We start from the raw sequence: 21,503 nt of genomic DNA on the forward strand, positions 1-21,503 counted from the left end.
GAGGCCAACGACCACCGGCCCGCACCCGGCAAACGCAACCCCGGCCCCCCGGAGTCGCCCCCGGCCACCACCGCAACCACCCAGCCCGTCCGGCGCTTGAGGACGAAACCGGCCCGCAGGCGCGAACCCCGCAACCCGGCTACTCCCGCGAAGCGGCCTTCGCCTCCTCCGCCTCCATCTCAGCGAAGACGTCAATCGGCGCCGGCGCCTTCACCAGGAACACCCACGTCAGATACACCGCCAGCAGGAACGGCGGGATCTTCAGTGACACCAGCACCCAGCCGAGCTGCGCCGTGTCCGCCCACCAGTACAGCGGGAAGAGGATCGCGCACTTCGCGAGGAGGATGAAGCCCCACGCGTAACTCGCCTTCGTGTACGCCGACTTGCGCCCCGGGTTCCGCGTACGCCAGGACAGGTTCTCCTTGAAGACCGGTCCGAGGATCAGCCCGATCAGCGGCACTCCCGCGACGCTGGTCGCGATGTACGCGACAGCCAGCCCCAGGGTGTACACCATGCCCGGCAGATAGAAGTCCTTCGCGTTGTCGGTCATCATCGCGAAGACCGCGCCGAAGGCGACCCCGAAGACGCCGCTGAAGGCGTGCTTCACGGTGTCGCGGCGGATCAGCCGGACGGCGACCAGCAGCAGCGAGACCACGAGTGCCGCGATCGCCGAGGCGTACAGGTTCTTGTTGATCGTGAAGATCGTGACGAAGAGCAGTCCGGGGACGACCGTCTCCACCAGGCCGCGCACGCCGCCGAACGCCTCGAACAGCGCGGCCTCGGTCACGGCCTTGGCGGCGGCCTCGGCCTCGGCGTCGGTCTGCGGGTCGGGGCCCTCGGGCGCGTTGGGGTCTGTGGTCGCGGCAGGCTTGTCGATTGACGTCACCGGCTACTCCTGTCCGAGCGGTCGGAGTTCGTATTTGGGGTTGAACAGCACCCTGCGGCCGTGGCTCATGGAGATCCGGCCCGATGCGATGAGTTTGCGGCCCGGCTCTATGCCCGCGATGGAGCGCCGTCCCAGCCACACCACGTCCAGCGGCGCGGTGCCGTCGAACAGCTCCGCCTCCAACGCGGGCACGCCGGCCCGCGGACGCAAAGTGACCGTCCGCAACGTACCAGTCACCTTCACTATCTGACGGTCGCCGCAGTCGCAGATGCGTGTGCAGCCCGAGGACTGCGTGTCCTCCCGCAGCTCCTCGGATTCCAGGTCCTCCTGGGAGCTGGACAGCCGGTCGAGCATCCGGCGGAAGCGGCCGGTCGGCTTCTCAGCACTCATGACACAGAGCGTACCGGGGTCCGCGGGCCCCGATCATCGGTCGAACCGGTAGCCCATGCCGGGCTCGGTGACGAAGTGCCTGGGGTGCGAGGGGTCCGCCTCCAGCTTGCGGCGGAGCTGGGCCATGTAGACCCGCAGATAGTTGGTCTCCGTGCCGTAGGACGGCCCCCAGACCTCCTGGAGGAGCTGTTTCTGGCTGACGAGGCGGCCGGTGTTGCGTACGAGGACTTCCAGCAGGTGCCACTCGGTCGGGGTGAGCCGTACGTCGCGGCCCTCCCGGTGCACCTTCTTGGCCACCAGGTCGACGGTGAAGCCCTCCGTCTCGACCATCGCCACGCTGTCCTCGTCGCCGGCGCCGACCGGCTCGGCGCGGCGGACGGCGGCGCGCAGCCGGGCGAGGAGTTCGTCCATGCCGAAGGGCTTGGTGACGTAGTCGTCGGCTCCCGCGTCCAGCGCCTCGACCTTCTCGTCGGAGGTCTGGCGCGCGGAGAGCACCAGGATCGGTACGCGGGTCCAGCCGCGCAGGCCCCTGATGACCTCCACACCGTCCATGTCGGGCAGCCCGAGGTCCAGCACGACGACGTCCGGGTGGCGGGCGGCGGCCAGCTCCAGGGCGCTCGCCCCGTCGGCGGCGGCGTCGACCTCGTACTTGCGGGCCTTCAGGTTGATCACGAGGGCGCGCACGATCTGCGGCTCGTCGTCGACCACGAGCACCCTCACGGGCCCTCGGGAGTCTCCCCCGGCGGGAGGCGCCATGGTGGCCTGCCTTTCTGCTGTGCCGCCGGTCATGAGACGACCTGCGCGGGTAGTTCGGGGCCGGCCGGGGCGAGGCCCGGTACGGCCGTGAGATCGAGGACCATGGTCAGTCCGCCGCCGGGGGTGTCCTCGGCGGTGAGGGTGCCGTCCATCGCGTCCGCGAAGCCGCGGGCGACGGCGAGGCCGAGGCCCACGCCGGCCCCGCGAGGGGCGTCCCCGTGGCGCTGGAAGGGCTCGAAGATGCGTTCCTTGGCCTCGTCGGGGACGCCGGGGCCGCGGTCCACGACGCGTACCTGGACGCGGGCGCCGAGCGAGCTGGCGGCGACGGTGACGCGGGTGCCGGCGGGGCTGTACTTGACGGCGTTCTCGACGATGTTGGCCACGGCGCGCTCCAGCAGGCCGGGGTCGACGGCGACCATCGGCAGCGACTCCGGGATGTCGAGGTCGACGCTGTCCTCGGGGACGCCGCCGAGCGCCATGGGGACGACCTCGTCCAGGTCGATCTCGCGGATCAGCGGGGTGACGGTGCCGGTCTGGAGCCGTGACATGTCGAGGAGGTTGCCCACCAGGTGGTCGAGGCGGTCGGCGCCGTTCTCGATGCCTTCGAGGAGTTCGGCGTGGTCCTCCTCGGACCATTCGACGTCGTCGGAGCGCAGCGAGGTGACGGCGGCCTTGATGGCGGCGAGGGGGGTGCGCAGGTCGTGGCTGACGGCGGCGAGCAGGGCCGTACGTATCCGGTTGCCCTCCGCGAGCCTGCGGGCGCCCTCAGCCTCCCCCACCAGGCGTTGGCGGTCCAGTACGACGGCGGCCTGGGCGGCGAAGGCGGAGAGCACCCGGCGGTCCTCGGCGGGCAGGACCCGGCCGGAGAGGGCGAGCGCCATGTGGTCGCCGACGGGCATGTCGACGTCGGCGTCCTCGGGGCGGTCGACGGGCTTGGGCCCGACGCTGCCCGCGCGGGTCCACGGGTCGACGTCGCCGGCGCGTTCCAGCAGCGCCACGGACTCCATGGAGAACGTCTCGCGTACGCGTTCCAGCAGGGCGTCCAGGGTGGTCTCGCCGCGCAGCACACTGCCGGCCAGGAAGGACAGGATCTCCGATTCGGCGCGCAGTCTGGCGGCCTGGTGGGTGCGGCGGGCGGCGAGGTCGACCACGGATGCCACGGAGACGGCCACCGCGAAGAAGATCACGATGGCGACGATGTTCCTGGGGTCCTGGATGGTGAGGTTGTGGGTGGGTGGGGTGAAGTAGAAGTTCAGCAGGAGCGAGCCGACGGCGGCCGACGCGAGGGCCGGGCGAAGTCCGCCGAGCAGCGCGGCGAGGACGGTCAGGAAGAGGAAGAGCAGGACGTCGTTGGCCAGCCCCAGGGTGTCGTCCAACGCGGTGAGCAGCAGCGTCAGCAGGACCGGGGCGACGACGCCGGCCAGCCAGCCGGAGATGATCCGGGAGCGGCCGAGGCGGGCGCCGTGCGCGACGGGCAGGCCGCGGCCCTTGGCGACCTCCTCGTGGGTGACGATGTGGACGTCCAGGTCGGGTCCGGACTCGCGGGCGACGGTGGCGCCGACGCCGGGCCCGAAGACGTACTGCCAGGCTTTGCGGCGGCTGGAGCCGAGCACGATCTGTGAGGCGTTGACGCCGCGTGCGAACTCCAGCAGGGCTGAGGGCACGTCGTCCCCGATGACATGGTGGAAGGTGCCGCCGAGGTCTTCGACCAGGGTGCGCTGGACGGTCAGCTCCTTGGGCGACGCGGAGGTGAGGCCGTCGCTGCGGGCGATGTAGACGGCGAGGATCTCGCTGCCGGAGCCCTTGGCGGCCATGCGGGCGGCGCGGCGGATGAGCGTACGGCCTTCGGGCCCGCCGGTGAGGCCGACGGCGATGCGCTCGCGGGCCTGCCAGGTGGTGCGGATGTTGTGCTCGCCGCGGTACTGCTGGAGGTACTCGTCCACCCGGTCGGCGGTCCACAGCAGGGCGAGTTCGCGCAGCGCGGTGAGGTTGCCGGGGCGGAAGTAGTGCGAGAGCGCGGCGTTGACCTTGTCGGGCTGGTAGATGTTGCCGTGTGCCATACGGCGGCGCAGCGCCTGGGGCGACATGTCGACAAGCTCGATCTGGTCGGCCCGTCTGACCACCTCGTCGGGGACGGTCTCGCGCTGCCGTACGCCCGTTATCGACTCGACGACATCACCGAGTGATTCCAGGTGCTGGATGTTGACGGTCGAGACGACGTCGATACCGGCCTGGAGCAGTTCCTCGACGTCCTGCCAGCGTTTGGAGTTGCGGGAGCCCGGCACGTTGGTATGGGCCAGCTCGTCCACCAGGGCCACGGCGGGGCGGCGCTCGATGACCGCGTCGACGTCCATCTCGGTGAAGACGGTGCCCCGGTGCGGCAGCTCCCTGCGGTGGATCTGTTCGAGGCCCTGGAGCATGACCTCGGTACGTGGCCGGTTGTGGTGCTCGACGAACGCCACGACGCAGTCGGTGCCGCGTTCCACCCGCCGGTGTGCCTCGGAGAGCATCGCGTACGTCTTGCCGACGCCCGGTGCCGCGCCCAGGTAGATCCTCAGCTTGCCGCGTCCCATGGCCCCATTGTCTTCCCGACGAGCCGCTGCGTCCCCTCGCGGCCTCGTGCCCGAAGTTACAGCGCGCGATGGCACCAAAACGGACATCCGGCGGGGTGCGGGGTCCGTCTTGACACGATTCTGATGGACGTGGGGTTACGAACGCGGGGTGGGTTCGTGTTCCACGAGGTGGCCGTCGGCGAGTTCCAGCACCCGGTCGGCGAGGCCGAGGAGCTGGGCGTCGTGGGTGGCCACCAGCGCGGTGACGCCCTCGCTGCGTACGACCGCGCGCAGCAGCTCCATGACGGCGAGCCCGGTCTCCGCGTCGAGCTGTCCGGTGGGTTCGTCGGCGATCAGCAGGGCGGGGCGGTTCGCGAGGGCGCGGGCGATGGCCACGCGCTGCTGCTGGCCGCCGGACAGCTCGCCGGGGCGCTGGGCCGCGTGGTCGCCGAGGCCGACGAGGGCGAGCAGCAGCGCCACGCGCTCCTCGCGCTCGCGCGGGTCGGCCCTGCGCAGCCGCAGGGGCACCCCGACGTTCTCGGCGGCGGTGAGGATCGGGATCAGTCCGAAGGACTGGAAGATGAAGCCGATGCGGTCGCGGCGCATTTCGAGCAGACCGTTCTCGCCGAGGGTGGCGAGGTCGGTGCCGTCGACGGTGATCTGTCCGTCGTCCGGGGTGTCGAGACCGCCGACCAGGTTGAGCAGGGTCGTCTTGCCCGAACCCGAGCGGCCCTTGAGCGCGATCAGCTCGCCGCGCGGCACGGTGAAGGACACCCCGCGCAGCGCGTGGACGGCGGCGGCACCGGTGCCGTACGAGCGGTGCAGGCCGGTCACCCGCACCATGGGTCCCGCCGTCTCGCCGGCGACGGCCGTCGCGGTGCTGCTGGTCTCGGTCATGAGTCGTCCCCCGTGCGGTGCGGTTTACCGGGCGTCAGTATGTGCGGGACCCGTACGGCCGGGCAATGGTGGCGGCCACACACGCCGGTGGGCCGCGCCCCCGTCACGGGAGTGCGGCCCACCGGCGTGTGTCCGAGCAGGCGAACCCCCGGGTCAGCGCACCTCGGTGATCTCGGGGCCGCGCTGGAGCTGCCCCATGCCACCGGCGAAGCGTGAACCTTCCTGCTCCTCGGCCTGCTGGACGCCTTCGGCGACCATCTGCGCGTCGTCGGGGAGCTTGAGGACGATCGGGTCGCGGGGGGCCATCGGGCCCTCACCGCGCACGACGACCGTGTCCCGGAAGATCTGCTCCAGCAGTCCGGCGGCCTCGGGCTGCACCGCGCCCTGTCCGGAGATCACTCCGCGCAGGAACCAGCGCGGTCCGTCGACCCCGATGAAGCGCACGAGCTGTACGCCGCCGGTGCCGTCCGGCAACTGCACCGGCACCTGGGCCCGCAGCTCCCAGCCGAGCGGGCCCTCGACCTCGTCGATGATGCCGCCCTGCTGCGTGATGCCCGAGGCGATCTCCTCGCGCACCTCGCTCCAGATGCCCTCCTTCTTAGGAGCGGCGAACGCCTGGAGCTGTACGGCGCTGTCGCGCACGACGACGGTCGCCGCGACGATCGCGTCACCCGCGACCTCTACACGAAGCTCCATTCCCTCGACCCCGGGGACGAAGATGCCGCCCAGGTCGACCCGGCCCTCGTCGGGCTTGGAGACCTCGGAGATGTCCCACGGCCCGTCGGGCCGGGGAGCCGGGGGAAGATTCACCCGGCGGGGCTTCTCGGCCCCGTCCTCCGTGTCCTCCGTGTCATCGGCGTCGATGTCGTCGACGACCTGCTCGGCCTCGCCCGCCGTGTCATCGGCGGCACCGCTCTTCTTGCGACGTCCGAACACGTCACTGTCCTTCCCGGTCGGATACGACCGATGCGTATCGATTCCCGCCCTGTGAACCGCCCACCGCGGCATGACCTCCGGTGGACCCGAAGCCCCCCTCGGCCCTTGCCGAGCCGGGAAGCTCCGCCACCTCGTGGAAGCGCACCTTCTCGACCTGCTGGACGACCAGTTGGGCAATCCGGTCGAACCGCTCGAACCGCACCGTCTCGCGCGGATCGAGATTGACCACGATCACCTTGATCTCCCCACGGTACCCGGCATCCACCGTCCCCGGGGCATTCACCAGGGCCACCCCACAGCGGGCGGCCAGCCCGGATCTCGGGTGCACGAAGGCGGCGTACCCGTCGGGCAGCGCGAGGGAAACCCCGGTGGGCAGCACGGCGCGTTCGCCCGGAGCGAGATCGGCGGCCTCGGTGGTGACCAGATCGACGCCGGCGTCGCCCGGGTGCGCGTACGAGGGGAGCGGCACCTGCGGGTCCGTCCGGCGGATCAGCACGTCGACAGGAGTGCGGGGATCGGGGCTCATGGGTTCACCTCGAAGGCGCGGGCGCGCCTGACCTGGTCGGGATCGGCCATCGCCGCCCGGATCTCCTCCTGGCGGCCGTTGTCGATGAAGTGGTCGACCTTGACCTCGACGAAGAGGGCGTCGGCGCGCAGCGCGACGGGGCCCTCGGGGCCGCCGAGCCGGCCGGTCGCGGAACAGAAGATCTTGCGGCCGCTGACGGCGGTGGCCTCGGCCGCCAGGAACAGCACCGTACCCACGGGTACGGGGCGCACGAAGTCCGTCTCCAGTTTGCCGGTGACGGCGACCACGCGCAGCAGCCAGCTCAGCGCGCCGAGCGATTCGTCGAGCGCGGTGGCGAGCACGCCGCCGTGGGCGAGGCCGGGGGCGCCCTGGTGGGCGGGCCGTACGGTGAACTCGGCGGTGATGGTCACGCCTTCGCCGGCCCTGGACTGAAGGTGCAGGCCGTGGGGCTGCTCGTCGCCGCAGCCGAAGCAGTGCGCGTAGTGGGAACCGAGCGGTTCGCCGGGGGCCGGGGCGTCCGGGTGCCGTACCGGCGCCAGGGCGTCGGCCGGCGGCGTCAGGGCCGGGGACCGGGCGGCGGAACGGGGTGTCTTCCCCCCGGAGGGCACAGTACTCACAGGCGCAGACCTTACCCGCGCGGTTACCCGCCGGGCGCACCGTGCCAAGCTTGGCGGCATGGAGCATTCAGCCGTGCCTTACGACGAACGTCTCGCCGCCCCCGCCTCCTGGTGGGTGATCACCGCTCTCGTCGCGCTGTCGGGCGGTCTCATCCTGTTGCCGCTGGGCACGGTGCCGATGCTCGGGGCGGTGGTCGTGACGGGGCTGCTGGCCGCGGTGGGCGTCAGTTCGTACGGCTCCGCGCGGATCCGGGTGGTGGCCGGCTCGCTGGTCGCGGGCGACGCCCGTATCCCGGTCGCGGCACTCGGCGACGCGCAGGTGCTGGCCGGTGAGGAGGCGCGCGCCTGGCGCATGCACAAGGCCGATCCGCGCGCTTTCATGCTGCTGCGCAGTTACATCCCGACGGCGCTGCGGGTGGAGGTCACGGACGAGACCGACCCCACGCCGTACGTCTATGTGTCGACCCGCAGGCCGAAGGCGCTCGCGGCGGCGCTGGAGGCGGTACGGCGGAGCGAGAACGGCACGCGGGACACGGCCGAGCGGCCTTAGCGGACGACCCGCGGACCCTAGCGGCCCAGTTCCTTCGGGAGCTCGGGAGGCAGCACCGACGGCTGCTCCAGCGGCGGCAGCGCGGGCAGGGCGTCCCAGGGGACCTGGCGGGTGCGCAGGTCCTTACGGATGCGCTCGGCGACCTTGCGGGTGTCACGCCGGTTCATCATCGCGCCCACGGCCGCCCCGATCATGAACGGGACCAGGTTCGGCAGGCTGCGGACGGTGCGCTTCATGATCTGCTGGCGCAGCTCGCGCTTCATACGGCCGGAGAGCGCCGAGTTCAGCGTCGCCGGTTTCGTGATGTCGACGCCGCGCTCCTCGGTCCACGAGGTCAGATACGCGGTGCTGCGCTGTTTGAGATTGCCGGGCGGACGCAGGCCGTAGACCTCGTGCAGCTCGGCGATGAGCTTCATCTCGATCGCGGCGACCGCCGTGATCTCGGCGGCCAGTTCGGCCGGCATCGCGGGCGGTACGGGCATCATCGCGACGGCGCCGATTCCGGCGCCCACCGTGGAGCTGCTGTTCGCCGCGCCCGCGACGAGTTTGTCGGCGAGCGCTTCGGGCCCCAGGCCCGGAAACTGCCCGCGGAGCGTGGCCAGATCACGGACGGGGACGCGCGGGGCGTTGTCGATGATCCGGTCCGCGAGATGCGCGAGTCCCGCTCTGGCGCTCGCGCCGCCCTTCTGTATGCCCCGCTTGACCTTGTCCAGGCGGCGGGCCCCGGTCACGGGCCCGTCGTGGTCGCCCCGGGCCGCTTCGAGCGAGGCCGTCAGGCCCCGCTCGTCGTCGGATACGCCGGGGTGGGGCAGGAGAGCGGAGTGCTCGGCAGCGGGCGTGGTGCCTTCCGCCGGGCGCGGGCCGCTCTGGTGCGCCTCCGGCGCGCTCGCGCGCCGGAAGCGCCGTTTCCTGGACGGTGTGTCACCTGCCACGGCCGACCGCTCCTCAGTCGCAGTCGCGGCAGATCGGCTGACCGTTCTTCTCCCGGGAAAGCTGACTGCGGTGGTGCACCAGGAAGCAGCTCATGCAGGTGAACTCGTCGGCCTGCCTGGGCAGTACACGAACCGACAGCTCCTCGTTGGAGAGGTCGGCCCCGGGCAGCTCAAGTCCCTCGGCCTGCTCGAACTCGTCCACGTCGACCGCGGAAGTCGACTTGTCGTTCCGACGGGCCTTCAGTTCCTCAAGGCTGTCGGAATCGACGTCGTCGTCGGTCTTGCGTGGGGTGTCGTAATCCGTTGCCATGTCGCTTCTCCCCCTCTGGGTGTCATCGGTGTCTCAGCGCGTAACGCGTGAGAGGCCGGACTTGTGCCCGACCTGAGGCGGAGATTTTGCCTCACATCAAGGTCTGTTACTCAATCGACACCCAACCGGACTCTTTCCGAGTGATCGGCTTTGGGTGCGAACCGGACCGTACACGGTCCGAATGTCGTACTTCACGGGCGCCACCCCGTGTACTTCCCGTGATCCCCACCCCCGGAAACCCGCATTTTCCCGGCTTTCCGACAGGGGCTTGATCACAGAGAGTGCGAGGCTTGAATTCGCCCCTGTGATCGATCACACACGGCCCAACCGGGAACGGGTCCCGAAAATTCCGCGTAAAGCGAACTTCGCTCCGACCCGGAGCGAAAGTTCAGACAGGCAGAGTGACACGCATCACGAGCCCGCCTCCCTCGCGGGGCTCCGCGATGATACGGCCCCCGTGGGCCCGCGCGACCGAGCGGGCGATCGACAGGCCCAGGCCAACGCCCTTGTCGCTGCCGGTGCGCTCCGTACGGAGGCGGCGGAACGGTTCGAAGATGTTGTCGATCTCGTACGCGGGAACGACCGGCCCCGTGTTCGACACCAGCAGCACCGCCTGACCGTGCTCGATCATGGTCGTGACCTCGACCCAGCCCTCCTCCATCACGTTGTAGCGCACGGCGTTCTGTACGAGGTTGAGCGCGATCCGCTCCAGCAGGACGCCGTTGCCCTGGACGACCGCCGGCCCGCACTCACCGCGGATCCGCACGCCCTTCGCCTCCGCCTCGCCGCGCGTCTGGTCGACGGCGCGGGTGGCGACCTCGGCGAGGTCGACGGGCTTGCGCTCGACGAGCTGGTTGTCGCTGCGGGCGAGCAGCAGCAGGCCCTCCACCAGTTGTTCACTGCGTTCGTTGGTGGCCAGGAGCGTCCTGCCGAGCTGCTGGAGCTCCACGGGCGCCGCCGGATCGGAGAGCTGGACCTCCAGCAGTGTCCGGTTGATCGCCAGGGGCGTACGCAGCTCGTGGGAGGCGTTGGCGACGAAGCGCTGCTGCGCCGTGAAGGCCCGCTCCAGGCGCTCCAGCATCTCGTCGAAGGTGTCGGCCAGCTCCTTCAGCTCGTCGTCCGGGCCGTCCAGTTCGATCCTGCGCGAGAGGTCGGAACCGACCACGCGGCGCGCGGTGCGGGTGATCCGGCCCAGCGGCGACAGGACCCGTCCGGCCATCGCGAAACCGAACGCGAAAGCGATGATGGACAGACCGGTCAGGGCGAACAGCGAGCGGGTGAGCAGGTCGTCCAGCGCCTGCTGGCGCTGCGCGGACATGCACGCCTTGAGTGACGCGTTGAGCTGGTCGTTGTTGACGGCCTCGTTGAGACCGGGACAGGTGGGGCTCGTCAACTGGACATTGACCCCGGTCACCTTCAGGGCCAGTTCGCTGCCCTCGTTGATGGCCTGCGCCGCCAGCAGATAGATGATCGACAGCAGCAGGATGCCGGCGATCAGGAACATCCCGCCGTACAGCAGCGTCAGACGTATCCGGATCGTCGGCCGGACCCAGGGCAGCGCCTGGTCGGGCCGTCTGGGGTCCCAGGTCGGTTTGGGGGGCGCCGTGGGCGGCGCCGGGGTGCTCGCCACGGGCATCAGATCCGGTAACCGGAGCCGGGCACGGTGACGATCACGGGCGGCTCGCCGAGCTTGCGGCGCAGCGTCATGACCGTGACGCGCACGACATTGGTGAACGGGTCGGTGTTCTCGTCCCAGGCCTTCTCCAGAAGCTGCTCGGCGGAGACCACGGCGCCCTCGCTGCGCATCAGTACTTCGAGGACGGCGAACTCCTTGGGCGCGAGCTGGATCTCCTTGCCGTCGCGGAAGACCTCGCGGCGGTTCGGGTCGAGCTTGATCCCCGACCGCTCGAGGACGGGCGGCAGCGGGACGGTCGTACGGCGGCCGAGCGCCCGCACCCGGGCGGTCAGCTCGGTGAAGGCGAAGGGCTTGGGCAGATAGTCGTCGGCGCCCAGCTCCAGGCCCTCGACCCGGTCGCTGACGTCACCGGAGGCCGTGAGCATCAGCACCCTGGTGGGCATGCCCAGCTCGACGATCTTGCGGCAGACGTCGTCGCCGTGGATCAGTGGGAGGTCGCGGTCGAGCACGACGACGTCGTAGTCGTTGACCCCGATCCGCTCCAGGGCCGCGGCGCCGTCGTACACGACGTCGACGGCCATGGCCTCCCGGCGCAGCCCGGTGGCCACCGCATCGGCGAGCAGTTGCTCGTCCTCGACGACGAGTACGCGCACGTCGCTGTCCTTCCTGTGGGGCCCGTCGCCCGAGATCCGGGGAACCGGGCAGGTCGTAGCACTGGTTGTGCGGGCCCATCCTGCCCGCTACGCGCATAAACCGGCGGTAAGACAATGCCGTCCGTCCGGCATACGGAAGGAATACGGAAGATTCTTGAATGTGGAGAGGTTTCTCGTGGACAAGCCCTGGGGATGACGAGTGCACACCCGAGATCACGCCCTTCACGTGGCATGCCACTACCCGCTCTGTCCCCCAGAGGGAGTGGTGCGTGATCGACCGCCGTCGGCACTTCCAGGTGCCACTTGACCACGACGTCGGCACACCCCCGTGCCATCGACCCACGCCGAGGGGGCGCAATGGACGCATTCACCGCAGGACTTCTGCAGCGCATAAGGGCCACGGAATCCGATCTCACGCGAGCTCGTGAGACGGGCGACGACTTCCTCGCGGAGGTCGAGCAGGAGGAGCTGGAGGACCTGCACCGCCTCGCCGCCGAGCACGGCGTTCAGTTCGGCGCCGCGAACGTGTGACCCGCGCGGGAAGGACCCCGGTGCCATGGGACGGCGCCGGGGTCCTTCCACGTGCGGGCCGGGGCCGGGGCCTGTTTCCGCCTGGCACGACTGACCGGATCCGGATCCGGTCAGTCGTGCCAGGCGCCGTACTCCTCCAGCATCGCCTGGAGCGGTTCGAAGACGCCGGGGGTGGCCGCCACCGTGAGGTCGCCGTCCGCCGGGACGCCGGGCCGGCCGCCGGTGAGCGCGCCCGCCTCGCGTGCGACGAGATCGCCGGCCGCCAGGTCCCAGGGATGCAGACCGCGCTCGTAGTAGCCGTCGAGCCGCCCCGCGGCGACGTCGCACAGATCGACGGCCGCCGAGCCGCCCCGCCGGATGTCGCGCAGCAGCGGGATCAGCCGCGCCGCCACGGACGCCTGGTGGGTGCGGACGGTGGTGACGTAGTTGAAGCCCGTGGAGACCAGCGCCTGCTCCAGCGGCGGAGCGGGACGGCAGCTCACCGGCCGGTCGTTGAGGTACGCGCCGCCGCCGAGCACCGCGCGGAAGGTCTCGCGGCGCATCGGGGCCTCGACGACGCCGACGAGCCTGACGCCGTCGCGTTCGGCGGCGATGGACACGGCCCAGGTGGGCAGCCCGTACAGATAGTTGACGGTGCCGTCCAGCGGGTCGATCACCCAGCGCACACCGCTGCTGCCCGCCGAACTGGCGCCCTCCTCACCGAGGAAGCCGTCATCGGGGCGGTTCTCGGCCAGAAAGCCCGTGATCAGCTTCTCGGCCGCGATGTCCATCTCCGTGACGACGTCGATGGGGCTGGACTTCGTCGCGGCCACACCCAGGTCGGCGGGCCGGCCGTCGCGCAGCAGCGCTCCGGCCCGGCTCGCGGCCTCCAGGGCGAGGGCGAGCAGTTCGGAGGTGAGGGCGGCGTCGGTGTCGGGCGCGGATCCGGGGTCAGTCACTGGCAGGTCACTCCTCGGGAGGAAACCGGGCGTCGGGGCCGGTGTGTGGGGGCGTACGGGGCGGACGTGCGAGACGTCAGGCGTACGGGCTGTGCGGGCTGTAGGGGCCGTACGGGCTGTCGGCGCCCGCGGCGGCCGGCCGGGGCGTCCTGGCGGGGCAGCAGCCGACCGGACAGAGGTCGTGGCTCGGACCGAGCGCCCCGAGCGCGCAGCGCTCCACCGCGCGCCCCCGCTCGGTCGCCGCGCGCTCCAGGAGCAGATCGCGTACGGCCGCGACGAACCGCCCGTCCGCCCCGACCGTCGCCGAGCGCCGGACCGGCAGGCCCAGTTCGGCGGCCTTCGCCGTGGCCTCGGTGTCGAGGTCGTACAGCACCTCCATATGGTCCGAGACGAACCCGATGGGCACCATGACGACCGCCGGGGCGCCCGCGCCGTGCAGGGCCTGGAGGTGGTCGCAGATGTCGGGCTCCAGCCAGGGGATGTGCGGGGCGCCGCTGCGCGACTGGTAGACGAGTTCCCAGGGGCGCTCGACACCGGTCTCCTCGCGCACCGTGTCGGCGATCAGCCGCGCCACGTCCAGATGCTGGGCGACGTACGCGCCGCCGTCACCGTGGTCCTCGACAGGGCCCGAGGTGTCGGCGGCGGCCACCGGCACGGAGTGGGTGGTGAAGGCGAGATGGGCCCCCGCGCGTACCTCCTGAGGAAGATCGGCGAGGGACGCGAGCACGCTCTCGGCCATGGGGCGTACGAAGCCGGGGTGGTTGAAGTAGTGCCGCAGTTTGTCGATACGGGGCGGCTCGAGGCCCTCGTCCACGAGTGTGGCGAGCGCGTCCGCGAGGTTCTCGCGGTACTGGCGGCAACCTGAGTAGGAGGCGTAGGCGCTGGTGGCCAGGACGGCGACGCGGCGACGGCCGTCCCTGGTCATCTCCCGCAGGGTGTCGGTCAGATACGGCGCCCAGTTGCGGTTGCCCCAGTAGACGGGCAGGTCCAGGCCGTGCTCGGCGAAGTCCTCGCGCAGGGCCGCCAGCAGGACGCGGTTGTGCTCGTTGATCGGGCTGACGCCGCCGAACTGGAAGTAGTGCTGCCCGACTTCCCTCAGCCGCTCCTCGGGGATGCCCCGGCCGCGCGTCACGTTCCGAAGGAACGGAACCACGTCGTCCGGGCCTTCGGGTCCACCGAAGGACAGCAGCAGAAGGGCGTCGTAGGGAGAAGTCGCACGCTGTTCGGGCATGTTCCGATCCTGCCATCCGCCGTTGGGCGGCGGTAAACCGCGGCGCGCTCGGGCACCCTCGGGCCGTAAGCTGTCTGCGCCTGTTCATTCCTTACCGCCAGTGCCCAGCGGCCGTACGCGCGCCGTCACTCGCGACAGCGCCCAACCGGAGCGACACCGTGGCCAGTCCCTACCGCGCGATCTTCGCCGCGCCCGGCACCCTGAGATTCAGCGCGGCCGGCCTCGTCGGCCGGATGCCGCTGTCCATGATGGGCATCGGCATCGTGACGATGATCTCCCAGCTCACCGGGCGTTACGGGCTGGCGGGCGCGCTGTCGGCGACGCTGGCGCTGTCCGCCGCCGTGATGGGCCCGCTGATCTCGCGGCTGGTGGACCGGCACGGCCAGCGGCGGGTGCTGCGGCCGGCCACGCTGATCGCCGTGACGGCCGTCGCCGGACTGCTGGTGTGCGCCCAGCGCTCGGCCCCCGAGTGGACACTCTTCGTCTTCGCCGCGGGCGCCGGCTGTGTGCCGAGCGTGGGGTCGATGGTCCGGGCGCGCTGGGCGGAGATCTACCGGGGGTCGCCGCGCGAGCTGCATGCCGCGTACGCGTGGGAGTCGATCGTCGACGAGGTGTGCTTCATCTTCGGCCCGATCATCGCGATCGGTCTGTCCACGGCCTGGTTCCCCGAGTCGGGGCCGCTGCTGGCCGCGCTGTTCCTGGTGGTCGGGGTGTTCTGGCTGACGGCGCAGCGCGCCACCGAGCCGGTGCCGCAGTCGCGCGAGCACCACACCGGGGGCATCGCGCTGCGCTCCCCCGGTCTTCAGGTGCTGGTGGTCACCTTCGTGGCGACGGGCGCGATCTTCGGCGCCATCGACGTGGTGACCGTGGCGTTCGCCGAGGAGCGGGGGAACAAGACGGCGGCGAGCCTCGTGCTCGCCGTGTACGCGCTCGGCTCCTGTCTCGCCGGCGCCGTCTTCGGGCTGCTGCGCCCGCGGGGCAGCGCGTCCAGGAGGTGGCTGGTGGGAGTCTGCGCGATGGCCGTGAGTATGATCCCCCTCCAACTGGCCGGGAGTCTGCCGATCCTGGCTGTGGCGCTCTTTGTCGCCGGCCTCTCGATCGCACCGACGATGGTGACGACGATGGCCCTCGTCGAAGCGCACGTACCTCGTACCAAGCTCACCGAGGGCATGACCTGGACCAGTACGGGACTCGCCGTCGGAGTGGCGCTCGGCTCGTCCGCCGCGGGATGGGTGGTGGACGCCTCCGGGGCGCGGGCGGGGTTCGCTGTGCCCGTCGTGGCGGGAGGCGTCGCGGCCCTGGTGGCGCTGCTGGGCCACCGCCGGCTGCGGGAGCGGCCAACGGATGGGGAGGGGCGCGGGGCTGATGACCAACACCGGTACGGGCGCGGCGACGAGGCGGAACCCGACAAGCACCTGGCGTAACTGGGCGGGGAACGTGAGCGCGCGTCCCACCCGCGCGGTCTCCCCCGCCTCCGTGGCGGAGCTGGCCGACGCGGTCCGTACGGCCGCCGAGGACGGTTTGCGGGTGAAGGCGGTCGGTACGGGGCACTCGTTCACGTCCGCGGCGGCCACCGACGGTCTGCTGATACGGCCCGATCTGCTCACCGGCATCCGTGGGATCGACCGGACGGCCGGCACCGTCACGGTGGAGGCGGGCACCCCGCTGAAGCGTCTGAACGAGGCGCTGGCCAGGGAGGGCCTGTCGCTCACGAACATGGGCGACATCATGGATCAGACCGTCGCCGGCGCGACGTCCACGGGCACGCACGGCACCGGTCGCGAGTCGGCCTCGATCGCCGCGCAGATCCGGGGCCTGGAGCTGGTCACGGCGGACGGTTCGGTGCTGACGTGCTCCGGGAGCGAGAATCCGGAGATCTTCGCGAGCGCCCGGATCGGACTGGGCGCGCTGGGTGTGGTCTCCGCGATCACCTTCGCCGTGGAGCCGGTGTTCCTGCTGACGGCGCGCGAGGAGCCGATGTCCTTCGACCGGGTCACGGCGGACTTCGACGAACTCGTCGCGGAGAACGAGCACTTCGAGTTCTACTGGTTTCCGCACACCGGCAACTGCAACACCAAGCGCAACAACCGCAGCGCCGGCCCGGCGGCCCCGCCCGGCCCGGTCAGTAGTTGGATCGAGGACGAACTCCTCTCCAACGGGCTGTTCCAGGTGGCCTGTTCGGTCGGCCGCGCGGTGCCCCGGACCATCCCCGCGATCGCCCGGGTGTCCAGCCGCGCGCTGTCCGCCCGTATGTACACGGATATTCCTTACAAGGTCTTCACGAGCCCGCGCCGCGTGCGTTTCGTGGAGATGGAGTACGCCCTGCCGCGCGAGACGGTGGTGGGCGCGCTGCGCGAGGTCAAGGCCATGATCGAGCGCTCACCCCTGCGGGTGAGCTTCCCGGTGGAGGTGCGCACCGCGCCCGCCGACGACATCCCGCTGTCCACGGCGTCGGGCCGGGAGACGGCGTACATCGCGGTGCATCTGTACCGGGGCACGCCTTACCGCTCGTACTTCACGGCGGTGGAACGGATCATGGCCGCGCACGGCGGCCGGCCGCACTGGGGCAAGGTCCACACGCGGGACGCGGCGTATCTGGCCGGGGTCTATCCGCGCTTCGAGGAGTTCACGGCGGTACGCGACCGGCTGGACCCGGAGCGGATGTTCGGGAACCCGTATCTGCGGCGGGTCATCGGGGCGTAGGACCGGACTGCTCTACGGCGTGGTGGGCGTCGGGGTCGTGGGCTGAGGCGGCGGCGAGGCGTCCTGGCCCGAGGAGTCACCCGGTCGCGACGTCTCCGGCGTCGGCACGGTCGGCTCGTTCGGCACGGTCGGCTCGTTCGGCACGGTCGGCTCGTTCGAAGGGCCGCCGGTCTGCGGGGGGTTCGGGCTCTGACCGGTGTCGGGTGCGGACGGGGTAGGGGTCGGGGTGTCGGCGGTGCCCGGGTCGGTGTCCGTGCCCGTGCCCGTGCCGCCGTCCTGCGGCCCGGCCGGTCCGTCGGGCGTGGAGTCCTTGCCGCTGTCCCCGCCCCGTACGACGGAGCTGAAGGTCGTTCCCTTGCCGCCGCTCAACTCCTGCCCGGCGGCCAGCTCGTAACCGGTGATGCCCAGCATCGCCACGGCGAAGACGACCACGGCCGCGACAACGGGCCGCTTCCACCCGCGTACGCGGGTGCCGTACGTGGTGGCTCCCCCGAACTCGTCCTGGGCGGTGGGCTCCTGGGGAGAGTGGTCGGCGGGGGCCGGGCGCGGGACGCCGGGGGCCGGCTCGGAGTCGTACACCTGGCGCGCCTTCGGCTTCACCTGGACCGAGACCTCGCGTATCTGGTCACCGGTGCGCCGGAACAGATGCTGGAAGACCGTGCCGCCGCAGGTGGCGATCACGCTCACCACTCCGGCGCCGATGATCGTGCCGTACACCCCGAGCTTGGAGGCGAACACCGCCGCCGCGAGCGCGCTGCCCGCGACCTGTGGCACGCTCAGATCGAGCCGTCGCGTCGCCACCCCGTCACCGGCCCGAATGTCCGGGTTCCGCCTCTGATCCATCTCCGACCTCTGCTTGCCCATCTGTGCCACCGTGCACCAGGAAGGGACATTTGAGCGAATCGGATAGTTCCGCTTCTGTAGAATGTGTGAATTGGGACACGCGTGCGGGATACGGACACCCCCTCAACTCCCCTCCCCCCGGAGAACTTCGGTGGCGTGGCAGTCCACCCCGATGGCCCGAATGGAGTACTGTGGCGAGCCCTGGGGCCGGACTCCCTCACAGGTGTCCGGGTCTGCGGGAGGGGGGCCGAAGTGGCACTCGATCCGGCGGCGCGATGGCACCGCACGGGCGCCTGCTACACAGTGTGACCGGGTCTGTCACTCTGAGTCGCAAACAGGCAACCGTGTCATGACGGCGTTCCAGGGCCCATGCCCGACACGCCGGGCAACTCGGCAAGGTTGTGGCAGGCTGCACCCGGGCAGGTCACACTCGACTAGCGGAAGCAGCGACGCACGTGACGTCGGCAGGCACCACCCGGGAGGTCCCCATGCCCGAACTGCGTGTCGTGGCCGTCTCCAACGACGGCACACGACTGGTGCTCAAGGCTGCCGACAGCACGGAGTACACGCTCCCCATCGACGAGCGGCTGCGGGCCGCCGTACGTAACGACCGGGCCCGTCTCGGCCAGATCGAGATCGAGGTGGAGAGCCACCTCAGGCCCCGTGACATCCAGGCGCGTATACGGTCCGGAGCCTCCGCCGAGGAGGTCGCCCAAATGGCCGGCATCCCGGTCGACCGGGTCCGGCGCTTCGAGGGTCCCGTGCTGGCCGAGCGCGCCTTCATGGCCGAGCGCGCCAGAAAGACGGCAGTACGCCGCCCCGGCGAGAACACCGGTCCCCAACTGGGCGAGGCGGTGCACGAGCGGCTGCTCATGCGCGGCGCCGAGAAGGAGACCGCGCAGTGGGACTCGTGGCGCCGCGACGACGGCACCTGGGAAGTCCTGCTCGTCTACCGGGTCGCGGGCGAACCGCACTCGGCGAGCTGGACGTACGACCCGCCCCGGCGGCTCGTCCAGGCGGTGGACGACGAGGCGCGCTCGCTGATCGGCGAGACGGACGACTCGCTCGCCCTCGGTACGAAGGAGCCGAGCTTCCCGTTCGTACCGCGCATCGCGCGGCTGCCCAGGGATCGCGAACGGCCGCTCGACCGCGCCCTGGAACGGCAGATGGAGCGCCCGAGCGCGCCGGACCCGGACGAGGACACCAGCGAGCGCGACACCCTGACCAGCCTGCTGGAGGCGGTGCCGAGCTTCCGTGGCGACATGGTGGTCCCGGAGCGGCCTTCGCCGCCCGAGCCGCCGGCGATCGAGCCCGGTCAGGTGGACGACGACGAGGAGCCGGTGGCACCGGCCGCCTCGGCGGGCGCGGGATCGGCGTACGCGGATGTGCTGATGCCGCGTTCGGTGGCCGGTCACCGCGACCGGCTGACCGGTACGACGGACCGTCAGGCGGAGGCGGACGGCGTACGGCCGGGCCGCCGGGCCGCCGTGCCGAGCTGGGACGAGATCGTGTTCGGCACGCGCCGCAAGAAGCAGGACTGAGCGCGGTCGTCGCCGAGGGGCCGGGGCCGTACGCGTACGGCCCCGATCCCTCCACGAGTTACCGCGGGTCGGGGCCCGTTGCCACCGGGCGCGCGGGGTCCGCCGTCCACTCGGACCAGGAACCGGCGTACAGCGCCGCCTCGATGCCCGCGATCTCCAGCGCCACCAACTGGTGCGCCGCCGAGACCCCGGAGCCGCAGTAGACGCCGACCTCGGGGCCGTTGGGGTCGCCCGTCGCGCCCAGCGCCTTGAACCGGGCGGCGAGCACGTCGGCCGGGAGGAAACGGCCGTCCGGGCCGACGTTCTCGGAGGTGGGCGCCGAGACCGCGCCCGGGATGTGCCCGCCGACGCGGTCGAGCGGTTCGACGTCGCCCCGGTAGCGCTCCGCCGCCCGCGCGTCGAACAGGAGCCCGTCGCGGGCCAGCGCGGCGGCGCCGTCCGCGTCGAGCAGCGGAAGCGAATCCGGTACGGGGCTGAAGTCGCCCTCCCGCGGGGTCGGGATCTCGGTGGTCAACGGGCCGTCCCAGCCCGCGAGTCCGCCGTCCAGCACCCGTACGTCCTCATGGCCGGTCCAGCGCAGCATCCACCAGGCGCGGGCCGCGGCCCAGCCGAGCCCTCCGTCGTAGACGACGACGGGTGTGCCGGCGAAGACGCCCGCGCGGCGCATCACCGCGCCGAACGCCGTTACGTCGGGCAGCGGATGACGGCCACCGGCGCCGGGCGGGGCGGACAGTTCCGCTTCGAGGTCGACGAAGACGGCGCCGGGCAGATGGCCGGCCTCGTACTCCGGACGACCGGGCGGGGCGCCGGGCGCGTAACGGACGTCGAGCAGGACGGGCGGCCGGGCTCCGGCGATCAGACCGGCGAGTTCGGACGCGGAGATGATGACTGTCATGCGTGCCATCCTCGCGCACCGGCAAGGGCGTTCGGACCTGACCAAGCCCCGGTGAGTGATACAACGGCGACGTTACGTCAATGTCAAAACGGTCATCCTCATGCTGGATCGCGCCAAAGGCGGCGCGGCCGGGGCGCGGTGCGCGGTGGGGAGTGGAACCATCTGCTCGGGCACCCGGCCGCGCCGTCCGAGGCGCGCGCCCCGTCTTCCGTTTGCCCATCGCGATCACGACCGTCCCCGAACGGTCCGAGGAGAGAGTGACGATGACCGAGGCAGCGATCCGGCGCACACCCGGCACACCTTGCTGGGTGAGTCTGATGGTGCACGGCCTTGGCACGACGCAGGACTTCTACGGAGCGCTGTTCGGCTGGAAGTTCGTCCGCGTCGCGGGGCCCGAGCCGTTGGGCGCGTACGTACGCGGCGTGCTCGACGGGCAGGAGGTCGCCGGTATCGGCCAACTGGCGCCGGAGCGGCGGCTGCCGCTCGCGTGGACGACGTATCTGGCGACGGACGACGCGGACGCGACGGCGGAGGCGATCAGGTGCTGCGGCGGCACCGTCGGGGTGGGGCCGCTCGACGCGGGAGTGAACGGGCGCGTCGCGCTGGCGTCGGACCCGGCGGGCGCGGTCTTCGGGGTCCGGCAGCAGGGGAAGGCGCGCACCGGTGGCGGCACCGCTGTGGCGGAGGGCGTGCCGGGGCACGGAACGCCGGTCTGGAACGAGCTGTTGACCCACGAGGCGGCGTGGGTGGGCACGTTCTACCGGTCGGTCTTCGGTTACGACGTGGAGGCGACCGGCCGCGACGGGGCCGACGTACTGACGCTGCGCCTCGACGGGCAGGCGGTGGCGACGCTGCACGGGGTCGGCGAGGGCCTGGGCCGGGTCCGTGGCGCGTACTGGATGACGTACTTCGAGGTGGACGACACGGACGCGGCGGCGCTGCGCGTCGCGGAACTGGGCGGCCATGTGATCGACCCACCGTGGGAGACCCCGACGGGCCGGGTCGCGACGGTGACGGACCCGGAGGGCGCGGTCTTCAGCGTGGTGCGGTCGACGGCGCGTTGAGCCGGGCCCCGGGTCCGGGTGCTCCGTTGGCCGGACGGCCGGTCGGCCGCTGACCTCAACGGCCGCCTGTCCGGTGACACGGCGGCCGTTGGGCGCGTCAGTCAGCCAGGGGCGTA

The 21,503-nt window shown here is 71.4% G+C and carries 22 protein-coding genes; 6 read left to right on the forward strand and 16 right to left on the reverse strand.

The window, feature by feature from the left end:
- Nucleotides 1–139 precede the first annotated feature (139 nt).
- The 8 genes from OG329_RS08680 to OG329_RS08715 form a co-directional block, all read right to left on the reverse strand.
- On the reverse strand, nucleotides 140–886 hold the full coding sequence (locus OG329_RS08680; RefSeq protein ID WP_405793871.1) for a DUF3159 domain-containing protein: 747 nt from the start codon (nucleotides 884–886) through the stop codon (nucleotides 140–142).
- A gap of 3 nt (nucleotides 887–889) precedes the next feature.
- Complete coding sequence (locus OG329_RS08685) at nucleotides 890–1,276, reverse strand: OB-fold nucleic acid binding domain-containing protein (RefSeq protein ID WP_405793873.1); 387 nt, start codon at nucleotides 1,274–1,276, stop codon at nucleotides 890–892.
- 33 nt (nucleotides 1,277–1,309) lie between these two features.
- Complete coding sequence (locus OG329_RS08690; protein WP_405801714.1) at nucleotides 1,310–2,032, reverse strand: response regulator; 723 nt, start codon at nucleotides 2,030–2,032, stop codon at nucleotides 1,310–1,312.
- Nucleotides 2,033–2,061: 29 nt separating this feature from the next.
- Nucleotides 2,062–4,605, reverse strand: coding sequence for a DUF4118 domain-containing protein (locus OG329_RS08695; RefSeq protein WP_405793874.1), 2,544 nt, complete (start codon nucleotides 4,603–4,605; stop codon nucleotides 2,062–2,064).
- A gap of 135 nt (nucleotides 4,606–4,740) precedes the next feature.
- Nucleotides 4,741–5,481 (reverse strand): ABC transporter ATP-binding protein, encoded by a 741-nt coding sequence (locus tag OG329_RS08700; RefSeq protein ID WP_405793875.1) that lies wholly within the window; start codon nucleotides 5,479–5,481, stop codon nucleotides 4,741–4,743.
- A 153-nt stretch (nucleotides 5,482–5,634) separates the two neighbouring features.
- Nucleotides 5,635–6,417 (reverse strand): DUF3710 domain-containing protein, encoded by a 783-nt coding sequence (locus OG329_RS08705; RefSeq protein ID WP_405793877.1) that lies wholly within the window; start codon nucleotides 6,415–6,417, stop codon nucleotides 5,635–5,637.
- A gap of 1 nt (nucleotide 6,418) precedes the next feature.
- On the reverse strand, nucleotides 6,419–6,943 hold the full coding sequence (dut, locus tag OG329_RS08710) for a dUTP diphosphatase (protein WP_405793878.1): 525 nt from the start codon (nucleotides 6,941–6,943) through the stop codon (nucleotides 6,419–6,421).
- Nucleotides 6,940–7,560 carry a PaaI family thioesterase gene (locus OG329_RS08715; protein ID WP_405793880.1) on the reverse strand — a complete coding sequence of 207 codons (621 nt, stop codon included), beginning with the start codon at nucleotides 7,558–7,560 and terminating at the stop codon, nucleotides 6,940–6,942. The genes dut and OG329_RS08715 overlap by 4 nt, the downstream gene beginning before the upstream one ends.
- A gap of 58 nt (nucleotides 7,561–7,618) precedes the next feature.
- On the opposite strand from OG329_RS08715, the gene OG329_RS08720 reads away from it, so the two are divergent.
- Nucleotides 7,619–8,110, forward strand: a complete 492-nt coding sequence (locus tag OG329_RS08720; RefSeq protein ID WP_405793882.1) for a DUF3093 domain-containing protein — start codon at nucleotides 7,619–7,621, stop codon at nucleotides 8,108–8,110.
- 17 nt (nucleotides 8,111–8,127) lie between these two features.
- Here the strand turns inward: OG329_RS08720 and OG329_RS08725 are convergent, their stop codons facing one another.
- The 4 genes from OG329_RS08725 to OG329_RS08740 all read right to left on the reverse strand — a co-directional run bounded on the left by OG329_RS08725 (nucleotide 8,128) and on the right by OG329_RS08740 (nucleotide 11,641).
- Entirely contained in the window at nucleotides 8,128–9,042 is a 915-nt protein-coding gene (locus tag OG329_RS08725) for a hypothetical protein (RefSeq protein WP_405793884.1), read from the reverse strand.
- A gap of 13 nt (nucleotides 9,043–9,055) precedes the next feature.
- Nucleotides 9,056–9,352 carry a DUF4193 domain-containing protein gene (locus tag OG329_RS08730; RefSeq protein WP_023538148.1) on the reverse strand — a complete coding sequence of 99 codons (297 nt, stop codon included), beginning with the start codon at nucleotides 9,350–9,352 and terminating at the stop codon, nucleotides 9,056–9,058.
- 388 nt (nucleotides 9,353–9,740) lie between these two features.
- A complete protein-coding gene (locus OG329_RS08735) occupies nucleotides 9,741–10,982 on the reverse strand; it encodes a sensor histidine kinase (RefSeq protein WP_405793886.1) in 1,242 nt (413 codons plus the stop codon).
- Between the two features lie 5 nt (nucleotides 10,983–10,987).
- A complete protein-coding gene (locus OG329_RS08740; protein WP_023538150.1) occupies nucleotides 10,988–11,641 on the reverse strand; it encodes a response regulator transcription factor in 654 nt (217 codons plus the stop codon).
- Nucleotides 11,642–11,998: 357 nt separating this feature from the next.
- On the opposite strand from OG329_RS08740, the gene OG329_RS08745 reads away from it, so the two are divergent.
- Complete coding sequence (locus tag OG329_RS08745; RefSeq protein WP_187280419.1) at nucleotides 11,999–12,172, forward strand: hypothetical protein; 174 nt, start codon at nucleotides 11,999–12,001, stop codon at nucleotides 12,170–12,172.
- Between the two features lie 110 nt (nucleotides 12,173–12,282).
- Here OG329_RS08745 and OG329_RS08750 read toward each other — a convergent pair whose 3' ends face one another.
- The gene (locus tag OG329_RS08750) at nucleotides 12,283–13,110 is read right to left on the reverse strand and encodes an inositol monophosphatase family protein (protein ID WP_405793887.1); all 828 of its coding nucleotides are present in this window, start codon (nucleotides 13,108–13,110) and stop codon (nucleotides 12,283–12,285) included.
- 76 nt (nucleotides 13,111–13,186) lie between these two features.
- Nucleotides 13,187–14,341, reverse strand: a complete 1,155-nt coding sequence (locus OG329_RS08755) for a ferrochelatase (RefSeq protein WP_405793889.1) — start codon at nucleotides 14,339–14,341, stop codon at nucleotides 13,187–13,189.
- Between the two features lie 158 nt (nucleotides 14,342–14,499).
- On the opposite strand from OG329_RS08755, the gene OG329_RS08760 reads away from it, so the two are divergent.
- Complete coding sequence (locus tag OG329_RS08760) at nucleotides 14,500–15,765, forward strand: MFS transporter (RefSeq protein WP_405793890.1); 1,266 nt, start codon at nucleotides 14,500–14,502, stop codon at nucleotides 15,763–15,765.
- Nucleotides 15,707–17,044: a D-arabinono-1,4-lactone oxidase gene (locus tag OG329_RS08765; RefSeq protein WP_405793892.1), complete on the forward strand. Its 1,338-nt coding sequence runs from the start codon at nucleotides 15,707–15,709 to the stop codon at nucleotides 17,042–17,044. Before OG329_RS08760 ends, OG329_RS08765 begins: the two co-directional genes overlap by 59 nt.
- Nucleotides 17,045–17,056: 12 nt before the next feature.
- Here OG329_RS08765 and OG329_RS08770 read toward each other — a convergent pair whose 3' ends face one another.
- Nucleotides 17,057–17,887 carry a hypothetical protein gene (locus OG329_RS08770; RefSeq protein ID WP_405793894.1) on the reverse strand — a complete coding sequence of 277 codons (831 nt, stop codon included), beginning with the start codon at nucleotides 17,885–17,887 and terminating at the stop codon, nucleotides 17,057–17,059.
- A 488-nt stretch (nucleotides 17,888–18,375) separates the two neighbouring features.
- Between OG329_RS08770 and sepH the strand changes: the two genes are divergently transcribed.
- Entirely contained in the window at nucleotides 18,376–19,428 is a 1,053-nt protein-coding gene (sepH, locus tag OG329_RS08775) for a septation protein SepH (RefSeq protein ID WP_405793895.1), read from the forward strand.
- A gap of 58 nt (nucleotides 19,429–19,486) precedes the next feature.
- Here sepH and OG329_RS08780 read toward each other — a convergent pair whose 3' ends face one another.
- The gene (locus OG329_RS08780) at nucleotides 19,487–20,323 is read right to left on the reverse strand and encodes a sulfurtransferase (protein ID WP_405793897.1); all 837 of its coding nucleotides are present in this window, start codon (nucleotides 20,321–20,323) and stop codon (nucleotides 19,487–19,489) included.
- Between the two features lie 263 nt (nucleotides 20,324–20,586).
- On the opposite strand from OG329_RS08780, the gene OG329_RS08785 reads away from it, so the two are divergent.
- Nucleotides 20,587–21,387, forward strand: coding sequence for a VOC family protein (locus tag OG329_RS08785; RefSeq protein ID WP_405793898.1), 801 nt, complete (start codon nucleotides 20,587–20,589; stop codon nucleotides 21,385–21,387).
- Nucleotides 21,388–21,503: the final 116 nt, after the last annotated feature.

This window comes from Streptomyces sp. NBC_01506, assembly GCF_045040295.1.
Taxonomy (GTDB): domain Bacteria; phylum Actinomycetota; class Actinomycetes; order Streptomycetales; family Streptomycetaceae; genus Streptomyces.